This is a genomic window from Streptomyces sp. 4N509B, assembly GCF_052245655.1.
GTDB lineage: Bacteria > Actinomycetota > Actinomycetes > Streptomycetales > Streptomycetaceae > Streptomyces.
On the sequence record NZ_JBQQBZ010000009.1, the window covers coordinates 30,686 to 49,345 of the forward strand.

Here is an 18,660-nt window from a genome sequence, read left to right on the forward strand (position 1 = left end):
TGAGGACCGTAGACTGGAGAAGATGATCAAGATCCCGCCCTCGACCCCGCCTCCGCCCTCACCCCCGGGCTCCGGTGCCGGGTCCGGCTCCGGCTCCGCTGTCGGCACTGGTGTCGGCTCCGGGATGCGGAAGGAGCCGCAGCAGGCGCGCAGCCGCGCCCGCGTCGAGGCCGTCCTGGCCGCCGCCGACCGCATCCTCGCGGAGGACGGCGTGGAGGCGTTGACGGTGCGTCGGATCTCCGCCGAGGCGGGCGTGGCCGTGGGCTCGCTCTACCAGTTCTTCGACGACAAGAACGCGATCCTGGCCGCCGTCGCCCGCCACCACATGGCCGCGCACGCCGCCGCCATGCGCGACATCCTCGACCAGGCGCGCACCGCGCGCTGGTTCGACCTCGTCGGCCTCGTCTTCGACCGGTACGTCGAACTCTACCGGCGCAACCCCGGGTACCTCGCGATCCGCACCGGCCGGTACCTCGGCCGCGAGCTCCTCCAACTCGACGAGGACAACAACGCGATGGTCGCCGAGAGCCTGCGCCGCATCCTCGTCTCCCAGGAGCAGCTGACCGACGGCCCCGCCCTGGCCGTCGCCTGCCGCGCCGGGGTCGCCGCCTCCGAGGCGCTGCTCCAGCTCGCCTTCCGCGACGACCCGGAGGGGGACCCGGCGATCCTCGCCCAGGCCCGCCGCATCCAGCACCTCTACCTCGCGGACGTCGTGGCCGACCCGGCGTACCGGAGCACGGGGCCCGTCGACTGAGCGCGAGGAGGCTTCACAGGCTCCTTCTTACCCGCTAGTAATGTCTGTCATGAGCGCGATCACGCGAGCCGCACGACGAGCCGCACGACGGGCGGGCCTGGCGGGCTGCCTGGCCCTCGGCTGCCTGACCCTCCCCGCCGCCGCGGGCGCCGCCGCCGAATCCGCCGGCACCGCCGCGTCCGCCGCGTCCGCCGGGCCCGGCCTCCAGGACGTCCTGTTCGTCGGCGACAACTGGGACGGCACCGTCACCGTCCTCACCCCCGACGCCGACCTCGACCACCTCGGCACCCTCAACGTCGTCCCCGACCTCGACGAGCGCCTGGCCGAGATCCGCCGCGACCCGATCCGCCTCGCCTTCTTCCTCGGCATCCGCCACCTCGTCGGCGAGGGCCACGACCAGTACGTCGACGACATGTACACCACCCCCGACGGCGGGATCCTCGTCGTCTCCCGCCCCAGCCTCGCCGACGTCGTCGGCATCGACACCGCCACCGGCGAGCTGCTGTGGCGCTTCGCCGTCGACGGCCAGCGCTCCGACCACATGGCCATCTCGCCGGACGGCACGGAGGTCGCCGTCTCCGCCTCCACCGCCGACACCGTCCACCGCCTCGACGTGCGCACCGGCGAGGAGATCGGCAGCTTCCCCACGGGCGCCGGCCCGCACGAGAACGTGTACACGGCCGACGGCGAACGGATCGTCAACGCCAGCATCGGCACCGTCTACACGCCGCTCGACGCGGACTGGCTGGACTGGACCAAGGGAGAGCGCTTCGTCCAGATCACCGACCGCGACACCGGCGAGATCCTGGAACGCGTCAACATGCGCGAGAAGCTCGCCGAGGCCGGCCACCCCCACATGAGCGCCTCCGTCCGCCCCATGACCCTCTCCCCGGACGAGCGCTTCCTGTACTTCCAGGTCTCCTTCTTCCACGGATTCGTCGAGTACGACCTCCAGGAGGACCGCGTCACCCGCGTCACCGAGCTGCCGGTCGCCGAGCACGTCGAGGACCTGCGGCGCGACGAGTACCTGCTGGACTCCGCGCACCACGGCATCGCCATGAACGGCGACGGCACCCGGCTGTGCGTCGCCGGCACCATGTCCGACTACGCCGTGGTCGTGGACCGCGCGAGCTTCGAACGGGAGCCGCTGGTCACCAGCGGCACCAAGCCGTACTGGGCCACCCGCAGCGGCGACGGCGAGCTGTGCTTCGTCTCGTGGAGCGGCACGGACACCGTCTCCGCCCTCTCCTACGCCACCGGCGAGGAGGTCGGCACGGCGTCCGTGGGCGACCACCCGCAGCGGATGCGCGTCGGTGCGTTGCCGGCCGACTGGTCCTCCCCGAGTCCGTGACAGCGCCTCCCGCTGCCCGCGCCGCTGCCCGTGCCACCGCCCGTGCCGGTTCCTAGCGGAAGGCGGCGACGTGCCGGCGCGCCCAGTCCGTGAAGGGGCGGGCCGCCCGCCCGAGGACCCGTTCGACGTCGGGGCTGACGCGCCGCTCGTCGGGGGTGGGCTCGCCCAGGATGGCGAGCGTCGTCTCGACGACGGGCTCGGGCATGAACCGCAGCATCTCCGCCCGCGCCTCCTCGCGGGTCTGCTCGACGAAGCGGACAGGCTCGCCGAGCGCCTCGCCGAGGGCCGCCGCCCGCTGGCGTGGCGTGAGGGGAGCGGGGCCGGTCAGCACGTGGATGCGGGAGGCGTGCTCCTCGCCCCCGCGCAGGGCCGCGGCGGCCACGTCGGCGATGTCGGCGGGGTCGACGCTCGGCAGGCCGACGTCGGCGAACGGCGCGGCGACGATCCGTCGGGCGCGGACCGACCCGGCCCAGGCGAGGGCGTTGGAGTGGAAGCCCCCCGGGCGCAGGATCGTCCAGGCCGCGCCGGACTGCCGCACGGCGTCCTCGTAGGCCCGGGCGGTGCCGCCGTGGGAGGCCGACTCCGGCCGGGTGGCGACCGCCTGGGAGGACAGCAGCACGACCCGTTCGACGCCGCCGGCCTTGGCGACGTCGAGGAGGGCGGTCGGGCTCAGCAGGTGCGCGCTGGCGCCGCCGCCGTCGTGGAGGAAGAGCGCCTCGGCTCCGTCCACCAGCGGCCGCAGGCTCTCCGCGTCGGTCAGGTCGGCCCGGGCGTGCCGGACGCCCTCCGGCACGTCGGCGCCCGTGACGTTCCTGGACACCGCGGTGACCCGCTCGCCGGCCGCGGCGAGGGTCCGTAGCAGAGACCGGCCCACGGTTCCGGTCGCGCCCGTCACAACGATCATGATGAACTCCTGAGCTCCCTGGTTTCGGGTGGACGGAGCGACGCTAACACCGTGGGTATAGTAGGTACCTAGAGGAAAGTGACTAGGTCAGAGCAGAGTGTCGGAGGGACGCGCATGGCCGGGGACGGGGAGTGGGCGGCGAGCGCCGCGACCGATCCGGGGCTCGCCTGCCCGATCAGTCCGGTCGTCGACATCGTCTTCAGCCGCTGGACCACGCCGATCCTGTGGACCCTCCACACGCACGGCCGGCAGCGTTTCGTCGCGCTGGAGCGGCGGATCGACGGCATCACGCCGAAGGTGCTGACCCAGCGGCTGCGGCAGCTGGAGCGGGACGGCCTCGTCGTGCGCACGTACCACCCGGAGGTGCCGCCCCGGGTGGAGTACGAGATCAGCGAGCTCGGGCGCAGCCTCGCGCCCCTCTTCGCGCACCTGGCCGCCTGGGGGTCGAGCAACCTGGACCAGGTCGAGCGGGCCCGGCGGGAGTACGACGCCGCCTCGGCGCGGTAGGCGCGGTAGGCGGTCAGGGGCGACGGGCCGGCTGGCGGCTCGGCAGGGGCGGCAGGCCCGTCACGCTCGTCATCAGCGAGTAGATCGTGGTCGTGGCCGCGATGAACAGGCGGTTGCGGCGCGCGCCGCCGAAGCGGATGTTGGCGACGGTCTGGGGCACGTGGACGCGGCCCAGCAGCGTGCCGTCCGGGTCGTAGCAGTGGACGCCGTCGGTGAGGGCGGCGGCCCAGACGCGGCCGGCGTCGTCGAGGCGGATGTTGTCGAAGCGGTGGCCCGGATTGCTGGCGAAGACGTCGCCGCCGGTGAGGGAGCCGTCCTCGTGGACGTCGAAGACGCGGATGAGGCCGGCGCGGCTGTCGGAGACGTACAGCCGCGTCTCGTCGGGGGAGAAGACCAGGCCGTTGGGGGCCTCGAAGCCGTCGGCGGCGAGGTGGACCTCGCCGCTGGCCGGGTCGACGCGGTAGACGTTGCGGGCACCGATCTCGCTCTCGGCGCGGTTGCCCTCGTAGTCGCTGAGGATGCCGTAGTCCGGGTCGGAGAAGTAGATCGAGCCGTCCGTCGAGCGCACGGTCGCGTCGTTGGGGCTGTTGAGGCGTTTGCCGCCGAAGCGCTCGGCGATCACGGTGAGGGAGCCGTCGTGCTCGGTGCGGGTGACGCGGCGGTTGCCCTGCTCGCAGGTGATGAGGCGGCCCTCGCGGTCGAGGGCGTTGCCGTTGGGGAAGCCGGCGGGGGAGCGGAGGACGCCGACTTCGCCCGTCGTCTCGTCCCAGCGCAGCAGGCGGTCGTTGGGGATGTCGCTCCACAGCAGGTACCGGCCGGCGGGCACGTACAGCGGGCCCTCGGCCCAGCGACACCCCTCGTACAGCACCTCCAGTTGCCGGTCGCCCTTGTCGCACAGCCCGGTGGTGAACCGCTCGTCGAGCACCTCGTAGATCATGGTGACCACGTCTACCACCGGGCCGCGCGCGAACCTAGTCGTTGGTCACGGTGTGGGATCCGAGAAGGGCGGCGTGTTCGAGGACGTCCTCAAAAGGGTCGTCGATCTGCCCCGTCACGAGGAGGCCGGAACGGGGGCCGATCACGGTGGTCCCCGAGTAGTGCTCGTCGGCGTGGGCCGTGCCGGCCGCCGCGAGGAGGGCGACGAGGGTGGCCACGCCGACCGTCGCCGCCAGGACGAGGGACCGGTGGGCACGCGGACTGCTCCGAATGGGTGTCATGTCCTGCTTACCGAGCGGGAGTCGCCCGGGTTACGGCCTGCGGCGGCCGCGGTGCCGGAGGGCGGCGGGCCATCCCCGCCCGGCCCGGCGGCGAGCGCCGCGCGGGGACGCAGCACCAGGGTCGCGGTCAGGAAGCAGGCCGCGCACCACAGCCAGCCGTAGGCGTGGCCGCCGAAGCGGTCGGCGAGCGCGCCGAAGACCAGCGGGCTCAGCATCAGACCCAGGAAGAACGCGCCCTGAACCCGGGCGGAGGCGCGGGCGACGGCGACCGGGCCGCTGAGGTGCATCACCACCAGCATCGCCAGGCCGTTCCACGACGCGGAGCTGAGCCCGGCGAACGCCGCCGCCCCCCACAGCGCAGCCGGGCCCGCCACCTTGGCCAGCAGGACCAGACCGACCGCCACCGCCGCGCCGGCCGCGCACAGCCGCAGCAGCACCATGCCCCGGTGGGCCGGGCGCGGCGAACGGTCGGCCAGCAGCGGCCACGCGACGCGGCTGCCCATCGCGACCAGGCCGACGAGCGCGAACTGGGCGCCCGCGACCCGCACGTCCACTCCGATCTCCTCGTGTGCGTATACCACGAGGAAGGTGTTCAGCCCGGCCGCGCCCGCGCCCATCAGCGCCGCGAAGCAGCCGAGCCGCACCAGCGGCCCGCGCGTCGCCCGCCGGCCGGCCGGCGCGTCGCCGCGCGGCGGCCCGCCGCCGCGGCCCAGCCGGCCGCCGCTCCACGCCAGCAGCGGCAGTGACAGCACGCACCAGGCGGTGCAGCACACCAGAGCCACCCGCCAGCTCGCGCCCAGCGCCACCGCCGGCAGCGTGGCGCCGGCCAGGAACGCGGCGGCCTGCACCCCCGCCTGTTTGACGCCGACGAGCGCCGCGTGGGGCGGGCGCATACCCACGATGCTGAGGTTCGTCGCCGGGTTGGCGGTGGCCGCCGCCGCGCCCGCGAGGACGATGCCGACCAGCAGCCCGGCCAGCGTGGTGGCCGCCGCGGTCACCGCCGTGCCGGCGGCCCCGAGCGAGGCGGCCACGAGCATGCCGCGCCAGCCGCCGACGGCGCCGGTCAGCCGACCCATGACGGGGGACAGTCCGCTGGCGGCCAGGTAGTAGCAGGCGACGACGAGGCCGAGGCCGGTGTGGTCGAGCCCGAACTCCTCCTGGAGGAACGGGGCCAGCGCACCGAGGGCGAACTGCATGAGGCTGGCGCTGACCATGACCGCGGCGAGCGTGGCGGCGGCGCCGACCCGGCCCCGGCCGGGGGCCGCCGCGCGCTCACCGCCCGTGCCCGCCGCGCCCACGTGCCCGTCGTTCTCGTGCCCGTCGTCCTCGCGCACGTCTCCGGCGCGGTGGCTCCCCGTCGCCTTCCCCGGCCGCCGCACTACACTCCCGCGCCCAGGGCCTTGCTGACCCCTCGGGCACACTCCATGACGTCCGCCGCGACCTTCGACAGCCGGTCCGTCGGGAAGCGGAACTCGGGGATGGTCAGCGCCACGTCCCCGATGACCCGTCGGCTGTCGAAGACCGGCGCGGCGATCGCCGCCGCCCCCGGCAGCCGCTGGCCGCGCGAGACAGCGAAGCCCTCGTTCCTGATGCGCGCCAGCAGCCCGGCGAGCTCCTCGCGGTCGACGATGGTGCGCTCGGTGAGCGCCGGCAGGCCGTGGTGCTCGATGACGCGGTCCCGCTCGACCTCGGTGAGGTGGGCCAGTATCGCGAGGCCCGTGGCGCCGGCGTGCACCGGCAGCCAGCGGTCGAGCTGGCGGGTGTAGCGGATCGGCTGCGTCGACTCCACCCCGGTGGCGACGAACAGCTGCATCCGCTGGTAGTCGTAGACGTTGAGCAGCGCCGTCTCGTCGTAGCGGGCGACGAGCTCCTGGAGCAGCGGGCGGGCGGTGCGCGAGAGGGGGAAGCCCTCCGTCGCCACGCGGGCCATCCGCAGGAAGTCGAAGCCGAGCGCGTAGCGGCCCGAGGCGGCGTCGCGGGTGACGACGCCCGCCTCCTCCAGCAGCCCGAGCGTGCGGTGCGCCGCCGAGGGCGGCATGCCCGCGCGCCCGGCGATCTCCCGTACGCCGACGTCGCCGTCGCCGGCGCTGTCGACCATGCAGCGCAGGATCGCGAACGCGCGCGACACCGGGTTGTGCCCGCGCTCCCCGGCCGTTCCCGTCATGGCGTCCCTCTCCCCGCCGCCGGAGAGGTCACGGCGGCGATCACGTCGGGCGGGACCTGGAGCTCGCTGAGCACCTCCTCGGTGTGCTCGCCGAGGGAGGGCGGGTAGCGCGGCGGGGTGGCGCCGGTGCCGTCAGCCAACTTCAGGGGGTTTCCCGCGAGTTCGATGCTGCGTCCATCGTCGCCCACGAGCGCGAGGACCATCTCGCGGTGCCTGACCTGAGGCTCGTTCAGGGCGTCGGCGACCGAGTTGACGAGCGCGGCCGGCACCCCCTCCCGGCGCAGGAGCGGCAGCCACGCGGCGGCGGGGCGGGCGGCGAAGCCGGGCTCCAGCTCCCGGTCGAGGTGCTCGCGGTGCCTCAGCCGGGCGGCGTTGTCGACGAAGCGCGCGTCGTCGGCGAGGTCCTCGCGGTCCAGCGCCCGGCACAGGCCACGCCACATGTCCTCGGTGTTGGCCGTCACGATGACGTCGCGGCCGTCGCCGCAGGTGAACGCGCGGTAGGTGGGGATGCTGACGTGGCCGCGGCCCTGCGGCCCCGGGACCTGGCCCGAGACCAGGTAGTAGGCGGCCTGGTAGCTCAGCATGGAGATCTGCGCGTCGAGCATCGACACGTCGAGGTGGCCACCCTGCCCGGTGCGTTCGCGGCGGAGCACGCCGGCGAGGACGCCCGTCGCGCCGTACATGCCGGCCGCCAGGTCGCCGAGGGGGACCCCGGCGCGGACCGGCGGCCTGCCCTCCTCGCCGGTCATGCTCATGCCGCCGGAGAGGGCCTGCACGATGGCGTCGTAGGCGGGGAAGTCCCGCAGCGGTCCGTCCTGGCCGAAGCCGCTGATCGAGCAGACCACCAGGCCGGGGTTGACCTCCCGCAGCGTCTCGTAGGACAGGCCGAGCCTGTCCATCACGCCGACCCGGAAGTTCTCCACCAACGCGTCGCTGCGCCGCACCAGGTGGAGGAGGGCGTCGCGGCCGGCGGGGGACTTCAGGTCCAGCACAACGCTGCGCTTGTTGCGGTTGACGCTCAGGAAGTACGCGCTGTCGCCGGCCACGAAGTGGGGCGGCAGGCGGCGTGTGGCGTCGCCGGACGGCGACTCGACCTTGATCACGTCGGCGCCGAGGTCGCCCAGGATCATCGTGCAGAACGGCCCGGACAGGAACGTCGTCAGGTCGAGCACGCGCAGCCCGGACAGGGGCCCGTTGGACGGATGGCTAGTCATCACAGGTTCCTCGTGGGGTCGACCTACACGGTCAGGATGTGGACGCAGGACGCGCCGTGGTCGAATCCGGAGATGCCGCCGCCGGAGCAGTGCGTCATGGCGACCCGGGGCGTGCCCGCCTGGCGTGCCCCGGCCTGGCCGCGCAGCTGCCAGACGGCCTCGCAGACCTGCGCCACGCCCGTGGCGCCCACGGGGTGGCCGCGCGAGAGCAGCCCACCACTGGGGTTGACCGCGACGCGCCCGCCGATCGACGTCGCGCCGCTCGCCAGCAGCGCGCCGGCCTCGCCCTCCCCGCACAGCCCGAACGCCTCGTAGTACATGAGCTCCGCGATGGTGAACGCGTCGTGCAGCTCCACCACGTCCAGGTCCTCCGGGCCGATTCCGGCCTCCTCGTAGGCGGCCTCGGCGGTGCGCCGCGCCAGCTCGCTGTGGGCCATGTCCCGGAAGCCGGTGCCGAAGTCGCCCGAGGTCAGCGTCGAGCTGTCGATCCGTGGCCCCGTGACACCGCGGCGGCGGCACTCCTCCTCGGACATGACGACGAGGGCGGCGGCGCCGTCGCTGACCGGCGAGCACATCGGCAGCGTGAACGGCTCGGCGATGGGCTTGGCGGCCAGCACCTCCTCGACCGTGGTCTCCGTGCGGAAGTGGGCGTAGGGGTTGCGCGCCCCGTTGCTGCGGGACTTGACGGTGACCCCGGCCAGCGTGGCGACGTCGGTGCCCGTCTCGTGGAGGTAGCGGGCGGCCCGCATCGCGTAGACGCCGGGCATGACCATGCCGGCCATGACCTCCGGGTCGGTCGCCTCCAGGGGCAGCGTGCCGCCCCCGAAGCGGGTGAGCTGGTCGACGCCCAGCACCAGCACGGTGCGGGCGCGGCCCGAGCGGATCGCGGCGATGGCGTCGCGCAGCGCCGTGGCGCCGCTGGAGCAGGCGTTCTCCAGGTTGCTGATCGGTATGCCGGTCATGCCGAGCCGGCCGAGGATCCGCTGGCCCGCCATCGGGCCGCCGTAGCCGGTGCCGCAGAGCACCTCGTCGATGTCCCCGCGCTCCAGGCCGCCGTCCCGCAGTGCGGCGAGCACGGCCTCACGGCCGAGGTCCTCGAAGCTGCGGGTGCGGTGCTTGCCGAACGGCACCATGCCGACGGCGGTGACGTGGACCTCGGGCCAGTCGGGCCAGCCGACCGGGGCCGCCGGGTCGGGGCCCGAGGCGGCGGCGTGCCGCGTGACGCGCTCCGTGGCGTGCTGCGTGGTGGTCTCGGGCATCTCAGGCCTCCTGTCGCGAGAAGAGCGGGGCCGTCAGGGGGCTGCCCTCGGCGGTGGCCCCCACGACGGCGGGCGCGCCGGTCACCGCCTCGCCGATGGCGGGCGTGTCCTCCTCGGGCAGCCGGCCCAGGACGCGCGGCCCGTCGTCGAGGTCGACGTAGGCCAGCCGGTAGGGGGTGGGGAACTCCGCGGGCGCGGCGTGGATCCGGGTGCGGCTGTAGACCCGCCCCCGGGGCGCGATCCGGTGGAGGGCCGTCGTGCCGCTCGCGCCGCAGACGTGGCAGACGTCGGTGGCGGGGAAGGCCCGGTTGTCGCAGCGTTCGCAGCGGGAGGCCAGCAGCCACCAGGCGCCGTCGGCACGCACCCAGCCGGCGGCGTCCGCCGCCTCGGACGCCGCCTCGGACGGTGACGCCACCTCGGGGGCGGACGGGGGAACGGGGGGCGAGGAGCGGGTCATCACGGTCTCCTTGGTCGGTCGGGAAGAGGGCGCGGCGTGCGGGAGGCGGGGCGTGGGGGCCGCCTCAGGCCGGGGCGGGCGTGGGGGCCAACGCGGCCGTCCAGGGGTTGTAGCCGTAGACGGACACGGCCGGCGCGCCGTCGCGCATGAACGTGTTCCTGTGGGACTCGGTCTGCATCCACGAGGTCCGCGTCAGGCGGATCGCGACGTAGTCGCGCAGCGCGCCCTCCGGGTCCCGCGGCGTCCTGGCCAGGCAGCGGCTGAGGATCACCGCGTCCTCCAACGCCATGGCGGCGCCCTGCGCCATGTACGGGGTCATGGGGTGGCAGGCGTCGCCCAGCAGCACGACCCGGCCCTCTCCCCAGCTGGTCATCGGGTCGCGGTCGCACAGCGCCCACTTGTAGGTGCCCTCGGTGCGGTCGAGGACCGCCCTGACGGGGGCGGGGAAGTCGGCGAACGCGGCGCGCAGCGCGTCCGGGTCGCCGCGGGTGGACCAGGACTCCCGGGTCCAGTCGTCCTCGGGGACGCTGGTGACGTAGTACATCTCGCGGCCGGCGTTGATGAAGTACAGGACGATGTGCCGGTCGGCGCCCCACCACTTGGCGAAGTCGTCCAGGCCCGCGACGTCGAGGCCCGCCGTGGGGACGACGTCGCGGTAGGCGACGCGGCCGGTGTAGCGGGGGCGGTCGGCGCCGAAGAGTTCGGCCCGGACGTGGGAGCGGATGCCGTCGGCGCCGACGACGACGTCGGCCTCCGCCTCGCCGCCGTGGGCGAAGCGCAGCCGCACGCCGCCGGCGTGCTCGGTCAGGCCGACCAGACGGTGACCGAGCCGCAGGTCCTCGGCCGGCACCGCGGTGCTGAGCGCGGTGTGCAGGTCACCGCGGTGCATCTGGAGGAACGGCGCGCCGTAGGTGGCGGCGGCCTCCTCGCCGAGGGGGAAGTCGTGCAGCAGGGCGCCGGTGCCCGCGTCGTAGTTGCGCCAGGAGCGGGGCAGCGAGGCGTGGGGTTCGAGGGCCGGCAGCAGGCCGAGTCCGCGCAGCGCGGCCGTGGCGTTGGGGGAGACGTTGATGCCGGAGCCGATGCGTTCGAAGCGGGTGGTCCGTTCGTAGACGGTGGCGGCGAGCCCGGCGCGGCGCAGCGCGAGGTGGAGCGCGAGGCCGCCGATGCCCGCGCCGACGATCGCGATCCGCGGCGCGTCGCCGGATGGCGGGGAGGTGGTGGTCACGGGAGGGCCGTCCTTCCGGTCGTGGTCGTGGGTCGTGGGCCGTGGTGGTGGCCGTCGGCCGCGTCGGCGGGAGCGGCTACTTCTCGGCCGACCAGGGCAGCAGCCAGCGCCCCAGGAGGTTGAACCCCCAGGCGGACAGGGCGCCCACGAGGCCGACGATGGTGAGGCCGACGAACATCGCCGGCACGTCGAGCACCTGCCAGGAGTTCCAGATGAAGTAGCCGATGCCGTCGTTGGCGGAGAGGAACTCGGTGGACACCACGAGGATCAGGGCCTGCCCGAAGCCCAGCCGGGCACCCGCCATGATCGAGGGCATCGCCGCCGGGATGATGACCCGTCGGAAGCGGATCGTGACCGGCAGGCGGAACGCGGAGCTGACGTCGGCGTAGACCGGGTTGGACTGGATGACGCCGAGGGTGGTGTTGATCGCCAGCATGTAGAAGGTGCCGAGCGCGATCAGGGCGATCTTGCTCGCGTCCCCGATGCCGAAGATGATGATCATCAGGGGGAAGAGCGTGAGCTTCGGCAGCGGGTAGGTCGCGTTGATCAGGAGGTCGAGCGCGTTACGGGCCGGTGTGAGCAGGCCCATCGCGAGCCCGACCACCAGTCCGGCCAGGCCGCCGATGAGGAAGCCGCCGAGCAGCCGCACCCCGGAGACGCCGAGGTTGTGCAGGAGGTCGGAGCGCTGGGTCGGGTCGGTGACGAACAGGCCGGCCTGCCGCAGCACCTCCGAGGGCGGCGGGAAGAACCGGTCGTCGATCATCGCGGAGCGCGAGAGGATCTCCCACACGATCAGCAGCACGACGGGCGTGGCGATGCTGAGCACCACCCGGGAGACGCGCGCGCGGCGGCGGTCGCGGCGGAGCGTCTCGGCGATGCCGTCGACGGCCGTGGCCTGGTGGGAGGAGGCGGGGCGGGTGGTCAGGACGGTCACGAGGCGGCACCTTCCAGGCGGGGCGCGCCGAGCGACTGGCCGACCTGCTCGGCGACCACCTGCCACAGGCCCATGGTGAGTTCGCCGAACTCGGGGTTCTTGCGCAGCTCGCTGACGCGGCGGGGATGGGGGAAGGGGATGCGCTGGTCCAGGCTGACCCGGCCGGGACGGGCGGAGAGGACGATCACCCGGTGGGCGAGGGTCACGGCCTCCTCGATGTCGTGGGTGACGTAGACGATGGTGGAGCCGGTGTCCTCCCACAGCCGCAGCAGTTCCTCCTGCATGATCAGCCGGGTCTGGGCGTCGAGCGCCGCCAGCGGCTCGTCCATCAGCAGCAGCCGGGGCCGGGTGGCCAGCGCGCGGGCGATGGCCACGCGTTGCCGCATGCCGCCGGAGAGCTCGTGCGGGTAGGCGCCGCCGAAGTCGGCGAGGCCGACGAGGCCGAGGGACCAGGCCACCCGGCGGGCGATCTCGGCGGACGGCAGGCGCAGGCTCGCCATGCCGAGGCGGACGTTGTCGGTCACCGACAGCCACGGGAGGGTGGAGTCGCTCTGGAAGACGGTGGCGCAGCGCAGGCGGTCCTCGGCGCCGCCACCACCCGCGCGGGCGGCGGAGGAAGCGCCGTCCACCGTGTCGTGCCAGTCCACCTCCCCGACGTAGGAGCGGTCGAGCCCGGCGAGGATGCGCAGCAGGGTGCTCTTGCCGCATCCGCTCGGGCCGAGGATCGCGAGGATCTGCCCCTGGTCGACGGAGAGCGTGATGTCGTGGAGCGCCTTCACCACCTCGTCCCGGCGGGTGAGGAAGACCTTGGTCAGTCCCCGTACGGTGACGGCGGACTTGTCGGTGTCAGCCACGGGCGCGCCTTTCGTTGGGGAGTGCGGTGGCCGGGAGGGTGGCCAGGAAGTCGTCGACGAGGCGGGTGAACGCGGCGGGCTGCTCGATCGGCGCCAGGTGTCCGGCGCCGGGCAGCTCGCGGTAGGTGGCGTGGGGGAGGAGTGTGGCGAGCCGCCGGCCCACGGCCGGGGGCGTGGAGACGTCGGCGCCGCCGCAGACGACGAGCGTCGGCGCGGTCAGGCGCGGCAGCACGTCCTCGGCGTGGAAGCCGCCGATGGCCTCCCAGCCCCAGGCGTGCGTCACCGGGTCGGCCTCCGCCAGCCAGGACCGCACCCGCGCCACCGTGTGGGGGTGGGTGGCGCGGAACGTCTCGGAGAACCAGCGGGTCGTCGTCGCGTCGAGCACGGCGGCCATGCCGCCGGCGCGAACCCGGGCCGCGCGCTCCCGCGTCGCCCGCCGCATCGCCTCGGAGGCGCCGGGCTGGGTGTCGGCGAGGACGAGCCCGGCCACCAGCTCGGGCCGGGCGGCGGCGGCGAGCTGGGCGACCATGCCGCCCAGCGAGATCCCGACCAGCACGGTCGGCCCTCCCGGCGGCAGCCGCTCCATCTCGGCGGTCAGCTCGGCGGCGAGGTCGGCGACGGTGAAGGGGCCCGCCGGGCGGGGGCGTTCGCCGTGGCCGGGCAGGTCGACCGCCACCGTCGGGTGGCGCTCGGCGAGGCCCTCGACCAGCTCCCAGACGCGGGCGGACAGGCCGATCGGGTGCAGCAGCACCAGCCGCGCGCGGGGCGGGGGGAGAGCGCGCCCGGCGCCCGACGCGCCGGGGTCCGCCGCGCCGTCCCCCGACCCGGCCGTCCCGGCGCCCGACGGTGGGCGGTGGGCCATCACCGCGCCCCGAGCTCGGCCACGGCGGCCTCGGCGTAGCTGGTGTCCACCATGTCGGCGACGTCGATGGGCTCGCGCAACAGGCCCTGCTCGACGAAGAAGTCCTGGAGGTGCCCGAGGTAGTCCTGGTTGACGTGCTGCTCGGGGTCGAGGCCGCCGGGGGAGGCCGCCGCGACGGTCTCCGGGGCGATGTCGGCGCGCTCGGCGATGATGTCGATGACCTCCTGGTCGGGCTCACCCCCGGCGAACGCCTCGTTGTAGTCCCGCACGCCCCGCAGGTAGGCGTTCATGAACGCCTGGGGCGCCTCGTCGCCGTCGTCGATGAAGGTGCGGCCGTAGACCAGGGGGACGAGGGTGATGCCCTCCTCGGGGACGACCTCCACGAGGTCGGAGACGAGCGCGGCGTCGCCGGAGCCGACGGCCTGCGTCAGGAAGGGCTCCAGCATGATCGCGGCGTCGACGGCGCCGGAGGAGAGGGCGCCGGCCATGTTCGCGTAGCTCAGCTCGGTGACCTCGACGTCGTCGAGCGTCATGCCGTGCTGGGCGAGCAGGTCGTTGAGGAGGAGGTAGACACCGGAGGCGCGGGCGGAGATGGCGATCGTCCTGCCTTGGAGGTTCTCCAGCGACTCGGCCGTGTTCGCGCCCACCAGCTCGGGGCTGGCCACGAGCCGCGTGGCGGAGAAGCCGGTGCGCAGGCTCTGCTTGTCACCGACGATCTTGGAGCCGAGGCCCTGGGACATCGCGCTGTACAGGCCCGGCGTGACGGAGATGCCGGCGGCGTCGAGCTGGCCCGTGGCCAGGGCGTTGGTCAGGGCGGGCCCGCTCTCCAGCCGCTCGAACTCGATGTCGATCCCGGCGTCCTCGAAGTACCCGCGCTCGTCGGCCAGGTAGAGGCCGGCGTCGGTCAGGCCGCCGACGGAGCCGAAGCGGACGACCGTGAGTCCGTCCTCGCCCTCGCCGCCGGAGGAGCCGCCGGCCGGGCCTCCGCAGGCGGACGCGAGGAGCGCGCCCAGTGAAACGACCAACGCCAGGCACGTCCGTGCCCTGATCGAAGTGCCCATCGTGATCCCCTCTCGCGACGCCAGATCCCGTGCCAGCGGCCGCTGTTCCGTTAAACGGAACGCTTGTTCCATCGCTTGGGGATGCAGCGTGCATCCCGTCGCGACCTGGGTCAAGGGGTTCGACCGCATCGATCCGGAACGTGCTCGTCCGTTGGCGCCGACGCGGGAGTCGTCGGGGAGCGTTTCGGGCGCGCCTGGAGCGGCGGTCGGCTGGTGGCTGACGCCGCGTCATCGCGGCGCGGTGGGTGGGCGCGTGGCACCTCGCGTTCGTGACGGGAGGGCTTGACGCCGTGCCGTGCGCGCTCTACTGTCCCGGTCAGCATTCCGAACGTTGTTCGAAATAACGAATAGCGATCAACCAACAGAGCCGCCTGCCCCACCCCCACCACGGTCCCCGACCGCCGGGCTCGCGAGCCGTCGCCGCCACGGGCACCCCCTGCCCGCGCTCGCCTCCCACCCCACGTCGCCGCTGGGGCTTGCCGTGCTCTGCTCCGCCACGGAAAGGGAGAGAGAAAACCATGGCAGCGACGAGCGAGCCTGGAGGCGCGACGCGGCGCCGCGCGTCATCCGACGGACGACGGGAGCGCGAGCGGCGACGGGAGAGAGGGGAACGACGAGGGTCGCGGCCGGGTGAGGCCCGGCACGAGGCCGGGCGGCAGGCCCGGCGCGGCCCAGGACGCCTCGGGCTCCTCGTGGCCCTGGTCGCCCTGCTCCTCGGCGGCGGCGCCGTCGCCGTGCCGCAGCAGGCCACGGCCGCCGAGGTGGACACCGGCGCCACCTACGCCCTGGTCAACCGGCACAGCGGCAAGGCGCTGGACCTCTACAACTTCTCGATGGAGGACGGCGCCGACATCGTGCAGTGGAGCCGCAACGACGGCACCTGGCAGCAGTGGCGCTTCGTCGACTCCGGCGGCGGCTGGTACCGCGTCAGGAGCGTCCACAGCGGCAAGGTCCTCGACATCGAGGGCGGCTCCACCGCCAACGGCGCCGGCGTCGTCCAGAACACCGACACGGGCAGCGCCAGCCAGCAGTTCCGGCTGGAGGACTCCTCCGACGGCCACGTCCGCCTCATCAACCGCAACAGCGGCCTGGCCCTCGACGTCCTCGACTTCGCCACGGGCAACGGCGGCCAGCTCGTCCAGTGGCCCGACCTGAACGGCGCCAACCAGCAGTGGGAGCTGATCAGGCTCGGCTCAGGGACCTTCACCAACCCCATCAAGACGAACGGCCCCGACCCCTGGCTCCAGTACCACGACGGCTACTACTACCTCGCCACCACCACGTGGAACTCCACGATCACCATGCGCCGCTCCCTGACCCTCGCCGGCCTGGCCAGCGCCCGCGACCAGGTGATCTTCGACCTCTCCGGCAGGCCGAACGGCTGCTGCAACATGTGGGCGCCCGAGTTCCACCTGATCGACGGACGCTGGTACTTCTACTACGTCGCGGGCCAGAACGTCCCCGACTTCAACCCCACCCAACGCCTCCACGTGCTGGAGAGCGAGGGCGACGACCCCATGGGCCCGTACCACTTCAAGGCCGACCTCGCCGGCGACTGGGAGATCGACCCGAGCATCCTGCGGGTCGACGGCCGGCTCTACCTGATGGGCAGCATCCTCGACGGCACCCAGAGCCTGTCGATCACGCCGATGAGCAACCCCTGGACCCTCAGCGGGCCCCGTCGCACCATCAGCCAGCCCACCCACGACTGGGAGCGCCAGTCCGGCACCGTCAACGAGGGCGCCGAGCCGCTCTACCACAACGGCGAGACCATGATCGTGTACTCGGCCAGCGCCTGCTGGGGCCCCGACTACAAGCTCGGCCTCCTCACCCTCACCGGCAGCGACCCGACGAACGCCTCGCACTGGACCAAGCACCCCCGGCCGGTCTTCCAGCGTGACGACGAGGACGGCGTCTTCGCCCCCGGCCACAACGGCTTCTTCACCTCGCCCGACGGCACCGAGGACTGGATCGTCTACCACGCCAACTCCTCCGCGAGCGGCGGCTGCGACATGAACCGCTCCACCCGGGCCCAGCGCTTCACGTGGAACGCCGACGGCACACCCAACTTCGGCACCCCCCACCCGACCGGCGTCCAGCTCACCGCGCCCTCCGGCGAGTAGCGCGCCGACCCCGCACGTTCCCCTTCCCGCGCCCGTCCCGTTCCCCCGCCCTCAAGGAAGGTTCACCACCGTGTCCACCCAACCCCCCACCCCCGCCAGCCGCCGACACCTCCTGCGCGCCGCCCTCGCGGCCGGCGCGGCGGTGCCCGCGGCCGGCGCCCTCGGCCTCTACCGCGCCTCGGCCGACACCCCCGCCGCACCGACCTCCGCCGGCGCCGGCGCCCGCGCCGCCACCCCGCGCCAGGCGTACCCCAACCCCGGCGCGGTCACCGGCGACATCGCCGTCCACGACCCGACCGTCGTCAAGCGTCCCGACGGCAGCTACCTGCTCGCCCACACCGGCGACAACGTCGCCCTGAAGACCTCCGCCGACCGCACCGCCTTCCGCAACGCGGGCGCCGTCTTCCCCGGCGGCGCGCCGTGGACCGAGTCGTACACGGGCGGCAGCCGGAACCTCTGGGCGCCCGACATCTCGTACCACAACGGCCAGTACTACCTGTACTACTCGGCCTCGACCTTCGGCTCCAACCGCTCCGCGATCTTCCTCGCGACCAGCCCCACCGGCAACTCCGGCGACTGGACCGACCGGGGCCGGGTCATCGAGTCCCGCACCTCCGACAACTTCAACGCCATCGACGCGAACCTCATCGTCGACGGTGGCCGTTGGTGGCTGTCGTTCGGCTCGTTCTGGTCGGGCATCAAGGCCATCGAGATCGACCCCGCCACCGGCCTGCGGCGCGGCGACAGCCTGATCTCCCTCGCGGGCCGCGGCGGCGACGCGATCGAGGCCCCGTACATCTTCCGCCGCGGGAACTACTTCTACCTCTTCGTCTCCTTCGACCTGTGCTGCCGCGGCGCCGACAGCACCTACCGCATCATGGTCGGCCGCTCCACGAGCGTCACCGGCCCGTACGTCGACCGCAACGGCGTGGACATGAACAACGGCGGCGGCACCGAGATCCTCGCCGGCCACGGCAGCATCAACGGCCCCGGCCACCAGGCCGTCTTCGCCGACAGCGACTACGACATCCTCGTGTACCACTACTACAACGACAACGGCACGGCCCTGCTCGGCATCAACTGGATGTCCTACGACTCCGCCGGCTGGCCCTACGTCCACTGACGCGCCCGGTCCCCTGACCCGTCGACCCCCCGCCGGCGCCGACCCCACACGGCGCCGGCGGGCGGGCGAGGCTCCCGGGTCGTTCCGCCGGCGGTATCTGAGTACGCGTACTCAGGTGCCGACCACACCGTCGTTCCATACTTGAACGTATGGAACGAAAAGGACGAACGCTTCTGCTCGCGGCCGTGGGCCTCGTCGTGTCGGTACCCGTGGCCGTGTGGGGCCTGGTGGGACAGCACGACGCTGCCGGCGTGCCCCCCGCCGAACTCGACTACGTGGTCCGCCCCTGGGATCTCCCCGACGGCGCCAGCGTCCTCCTCGGCGGCGGCGCGACGCTCACCGCGCTCGGCTGCGCCGCGGTCCTCGTGCACGCCACCCACGCCGGCCGCCTCCACCCCCGACGGTGGCAGGTGCTGGTCCCCCTGGTCCTGGCCGGGGCGGCGCTGGGCGCCGGCTGGCGCGTGATCACCGCCGGCACGATCGGCGCGAACATCGGCGCGGGCCTGGTCATCCTCGTCGGTGGCCCTCTCGTGGCCGGACTGCTGCTGTGGTCCGCCGTCCAGGGGCTGCGTCAGGTGGCGCAACGGCACTGACCGCGGCGCCTCGGGAGACGCACGGGCGAGGAGCGCCGGTCTCGTGACGGTCCGTCAC

Annotated in this window: 19 protein-coding genes; 6 read left to right on the top strand and 13 right to left on the bottom strand. The window is 73.6% G+C overall.

Going from position 1 to position 18,660, the window contains the following annotated elements; all coding sequences use genetic code 11:
- Positions 1 to 22 precede the first annotated feature (22 nt).
- On the top strand, positions 23 to 754 hold the full coding sequence (locus ACTWP5_RS11675; RefSeq protein WP_443220786.1) for a TetR family transcriptional regulator: 732 nt from the start codon (positions 23 to 25) through the stop codon (positions 752 to 754).
- A gap of 49 nt (positions 755 to 803) precedes the next feature.
- On the top strand, positions 804 to 2,105 hold the full coding sequence (locus tag ACTWP5_RS11680; RefSeq protein WP_443220787.1) for a YncE family protein: 1,302 nt from the start codon (positions 804 to 806) through the stop codon (positions 2,103 to 2,105).
- A gap of 52 nt (positions 2,106 to 2,157) precedes the next feature.
- Here the strand turns inward: ACTWP5_RS11680 and ACTWP5_RS11685 are convergent, their stop codons facing one another.
- Positions 2,158 to 3,009, bottom strand: coding sequence for an NAD(P)H-binding protein (locus ACTWP5_RS11685; RefSeq protein WP_443220788.1), 852 nt, complete (start codon positions 3,007 to 3,009; stop codon positions 2,158 to 2,160).
- 114 nt (positions 3,010 to 3,123) lie between these two features.
- On the opposite strand from ACTWP5_RS11685, the gene ACTWP5_RS11690 reads away from it, so the two are divergent.
- Positions 3,124 to 3,516: a winged helix-turn-helix transcriptional regulator gene (locus tag ACTWP5_RS11690; protein WP_443220789.1), complete on the top strand. Its 393-nt coding sequence runs from the start codon at positions 3,124 to 3,126 to the stop codon at positions 3,514 to 3,516.
- A gap of 13 nt (positions 3,517 to 3,529) precedes the next feature.
- On the opposite strand, the gene ACTWP5_RS11695 is transcribed toward ACTWP5_RS11690, so the two are convergent.
- The 12 genes from ACTWP5_RS11695 to ACTWP5_RS11750 all read right to left on the bottom strand — a co-directional run bounded on the left by ACTWP5_RS11695 (position 3,530) and on the right by ACTWP5_RS11750 (position 14,763).
- Positions 3,530 to 4,453 carry an SMP-30/gluconolactonase/LRE family protein gene (locus tag ACTWP5_RS11695; protein WP_443220911.1) on the bottom strand — a complete coding sequence of 308 codons (924 nt, stop codon included), beginning with the start codon at positions 4,451 to 4,453 and terminating at the stop codon, positions 3,530 to 3,532.
- A 34-nt stretch (positions 4,454 to 4,487) separates the two neighbouring features.
- Positions 4,488 to 4,733 (bottom strand): hypothetical protein, encoded by a 246-nt coding sequence (locus ACTWP5_RS11700; RefSeq protein WP_443220790.1) that lies wholly within the window; start codon positions 4,731 to 4,733, stop codon positions 4,488 to 4,490.
- Complete coding sequence (locus tag ACTWP5_RS11705) at positions 4,730 to 6,067, bottom strand: MFS transporter (protein ID WP_443220791.1); 1,338 nt, start codon at positions 6,065 to 6,067, stop codon at positions 4,730 to 4,732. The genes ACTWP5_RS11700 and ACTWP5_RS11705 overlap by 4 nt, the downstream gene beginning before the upstream one ends.
- A 44-nt stretch (positions 6,068 to 6,111) precedes the next feature.
- A complete protein-coding gene (locus ACTWP5_RS11710) occupies positions 6,112 to 6,897 on the bottom strand; it encodes an IclR family transcriptional regulator (protein ID WP_443220792.1) in 786 nt (261 codons plus the stop codon).
- Positions 6,894 to 8,111, bottom strand: coding sequence for a CaiB/BaiF CoA transferase family protein (locus tag ACTWP5_RS11715; RefSeq protein WP_443220793.1), 1,218 nt, complete (start codon positions 8,109 to 8,111; stop codon positions 6,894 to 6,896). Before ACTWP5_RS11715 ends, ACTWP5_RS11710 begins: the two co-directional genes overlap by 4 nt.
- Before the next feature lie 23 nt (positions 8,112 to 8,134).
- Positions 8,135 to 9,370 carry a thiolase family protein gene (locus ACTWP5_RS11720; RefSeq protein ID WP_443220794.1) on the bottom strand — a complete coding sequence of 412 codons (1,236 nt, stop codon included), beginning with the start codon at positions 9,368 to 9,370 and terminating at the stop codon, positions 8,135 to 8,137.
- A 1-nt stretch (position 9,371) separates the two neighbouring features.
- A complete protein-coding gene (locus ACTWP5_RS11725) occupies positions 9,372 to 9,827 on the bottom strand; it encodes a Zn-ribbon domain-containing OB-fold protein (protein WP_443220795.1) in 456 nt (151 codons plus the stop codon).
- Positions 9,828 to 9,891: 64 nt separating this feature from the next.
- Positions 9,892 to 11,052 (bottom strand): FAD-dependent monooxygenase, encoded by a 1,161-nt coding sequence (locus ACTWP5_RS11730; RefSeq protein WP_443220796.1) that lies wholly within the window; start codon positions 11,050 to 11,052, stop codon positions 9,892 to 9,894.
- 76 nt (positions 11,053 to 11,128) lie between these two features.
- Entirely contained in the window at positions 11,129 to 11,986 is an 858-nt protein-coding gene (locus ACTWP5_RS11735) for an ABC transporter permease (RefSeq protein ID WP_443220797.1), read from the bottom strand.
- Positions 11,983 to 12,840 (bottom strand): ABC transporter ATP-binding protein, encoded by an 858-nt coding sequence (locus ACTWP5_RS11740; RefSeq protein WP_443220798.1) that lies wholly within the window; start codon positions 12,838 to 12,840, stop codon positions 11,983 to 11,985. Before ACTWP5_RS11740 ends, ACTWP5_RS11735 begins: the two co-directional genes overlap by 4 nt.
- Positions 12,833 to 13,702, bottom strand: a complete 870-nt coding sequence (locus ACTWP5_RS11745; protein WP_443220799.1) for an alpha/beta fold hydrolase — start codon at positions 13,700 to 13,702, stop codon at positions 12,833 to 12,835. Before ACTWP5_RS11745 ends, ACTWP5_RS11740 begins: the two co-directional genes overlap by 8 nt.
- Entirely contained in the window at positions 13,702 to 14,763 is a 1,062-nt protein-coding gene (locus ACTWP5_RS11750; RefSeq protein ID WP_443220800.1) for an ABC transporter substrate-binding protein, read from the bottom strand. The genes ACTWP5_RS11745 and ACTWP5_RS11750 overlap by 1 nt, the downstream gene beginning before the upstream one ends.
- A gap of 692 nt (positions 14,764 to 15,455) precedes the next feature.
- On the opposite strand from ACTWP5_RS11750, the gene ACTWP5_RS11755 reads away from it, so the two are divergent.
- The 3 genes from ACTWP5_RS11755 to ACTWP5_RS11765 all read left to right on the top strand — a co-directional run bounded on the left by ACTWP5_RS11755 (position 15,456) and on the right by ACTWP5_RS11765 (position 18,602).
- Positions 15,456 to 16,886: a family 43 glycosylhydrolase gene (locus ACTWP5_RS11755; RefSeq protein ID WP_443220801.1), complete on the top strand. Its 1,431-nt coding sequence runs from the start codon at positions 15,456 to 15,458 to the stop codon at positions 16,884 to 16,886.
- A gap of 70 nt (positions 16,887 to 16,956) precedes the next feature.
- Positions 16,957 to 18,009: an arabinan endo-1,5-alpha-L-arabinosidase gene (locus ACTWP5_RS11760; protein WP_443220802.1), complete on the top strand. Its 1,053-nt coding sequence runs from the start codon at positions 16,957 to 16,959 to the stop codon at positions 18,007 to 18,009.
- A 149-nt stretch (positions 18,010 to 18,158) separates the two neighbouring features.
- Positions 18,159 to 18,602 carry a hypothetical protein gene (locus ACTWP5_RS11765; RefSeq protein WP_443220803.1) on the top strand — a complete coding sequence of 148 codons (444 nt, stop codon included), beginning with the start codon at positions 18,159 to 18,161 and terminating at the stop codon, positions 18,600 to 18,602.
- Positions 18,603 to 18,660 lie beyond the last annotated feature (58 nt).

What these genes read in the sequence shown, in the direction of transcription:
- ACTWP5_RS11675 (WP_443220786.1), top strand. Translation starts at nt 23, where the DNA reads ATGATCAAGATCCCGCCCTCGACCCCGCCTCCGCCCTCACCCCCGGGC.
- ACTWP5_RS11680 (WP_443220787.1), top strand. Translation starts at nt 804, where the DNA reads ATGAGCGCGATCACGCGAGCCGCACGACGAGCCGCACGACGGGCGGGC.
- ACTWP5_RS11685 (WP_443220788.1), bottom strand. Translation starts at nt 3,009, where the DNA reads ATGATCGTTGTGACGGGCGCGACCGGAACCGTGGGCCGGTCTCTGCTA.
- ACTWP5_RS11690 (WP_443220789.1), top strand. Translation starts at nt 3,124, where the DNA reads ATGGCCGGGGACGGGGAGTGGGCGGCGAGCGCCGCGACCGATCCGGGG.
- ACTWP5_RS11695 (WP_443220911.1), bottom strand. Translation starts at nt 4,453, where the DNA reads ATGATCTACGAGGTGCTCGACGAGCGGTTCACCACCGGGCTGTGCGAC.
- ACTWP5_RS11700 (WP_443220790.1), bottom strand. Translation starts at nt 4,733, where the DNA reads ATGACACCCATTCGGAGCAGTCCGCGTGCCCACCGGTCCCTCGTCCTG.
- ACTWP5_RS11710 (WP_443220792.1), bottom strand. Translation starts at nt 6,897, where the DNA reads ATGACGGGAACGGCCGGGGAGCGCGGGCACAACCCGGTGTCGCGCGCG.
- ACTWP5_RS11715 (WP_443220793.1), bottom strand. Translation starts at nt 8,111, where the DNA reads ATGACTAGCCATCCGTCCAACGGGCCCCTGTCCGGGCTGCGCGTGCTC.
- ACTWP5_RS11720 (WP_443220794.1), bottom strand. Translation starts at nt 9,370, where the DNA reads ATGCCCGAGACCACCACGCAGCACGCCACGGAGCGCGTCACGCGGCAC.
- ACTWP5_RS11725 (WP_443220795.1), bottom strand. Translation starts at nt 9,827, where the DNA reads ATGACCCGCTCCTCGCCCCCCGTTCCCCCGTCCGCCCCCGAGGTGGCG.
- ACTWP5_RS11745 (WP_443220799.1), bottom strand. Translation starts at nt 13,702, where the DNA reads ATGGCCCACCGCCCACCGTCGGGCGCCGGGACGGCCGGGTCGGGGGAC.
- ACTWP5_RS11750 (WP_443220800.1), bottom strand. Translation starts at nt 14,763, where the DNA reads ATGGGCACTTCGATCAGGGCACGGACGTGCCTGGCGTTGGTCGTTTCA.
- ACTWP5_RS11765 (WP_443220803.1), top strand. Translation starts at nt 18,159, where the DNA reads ATGGAACGAAAAGGACGAACGCTTCTGCTCGCGGCCGTGGGCCTCGTC.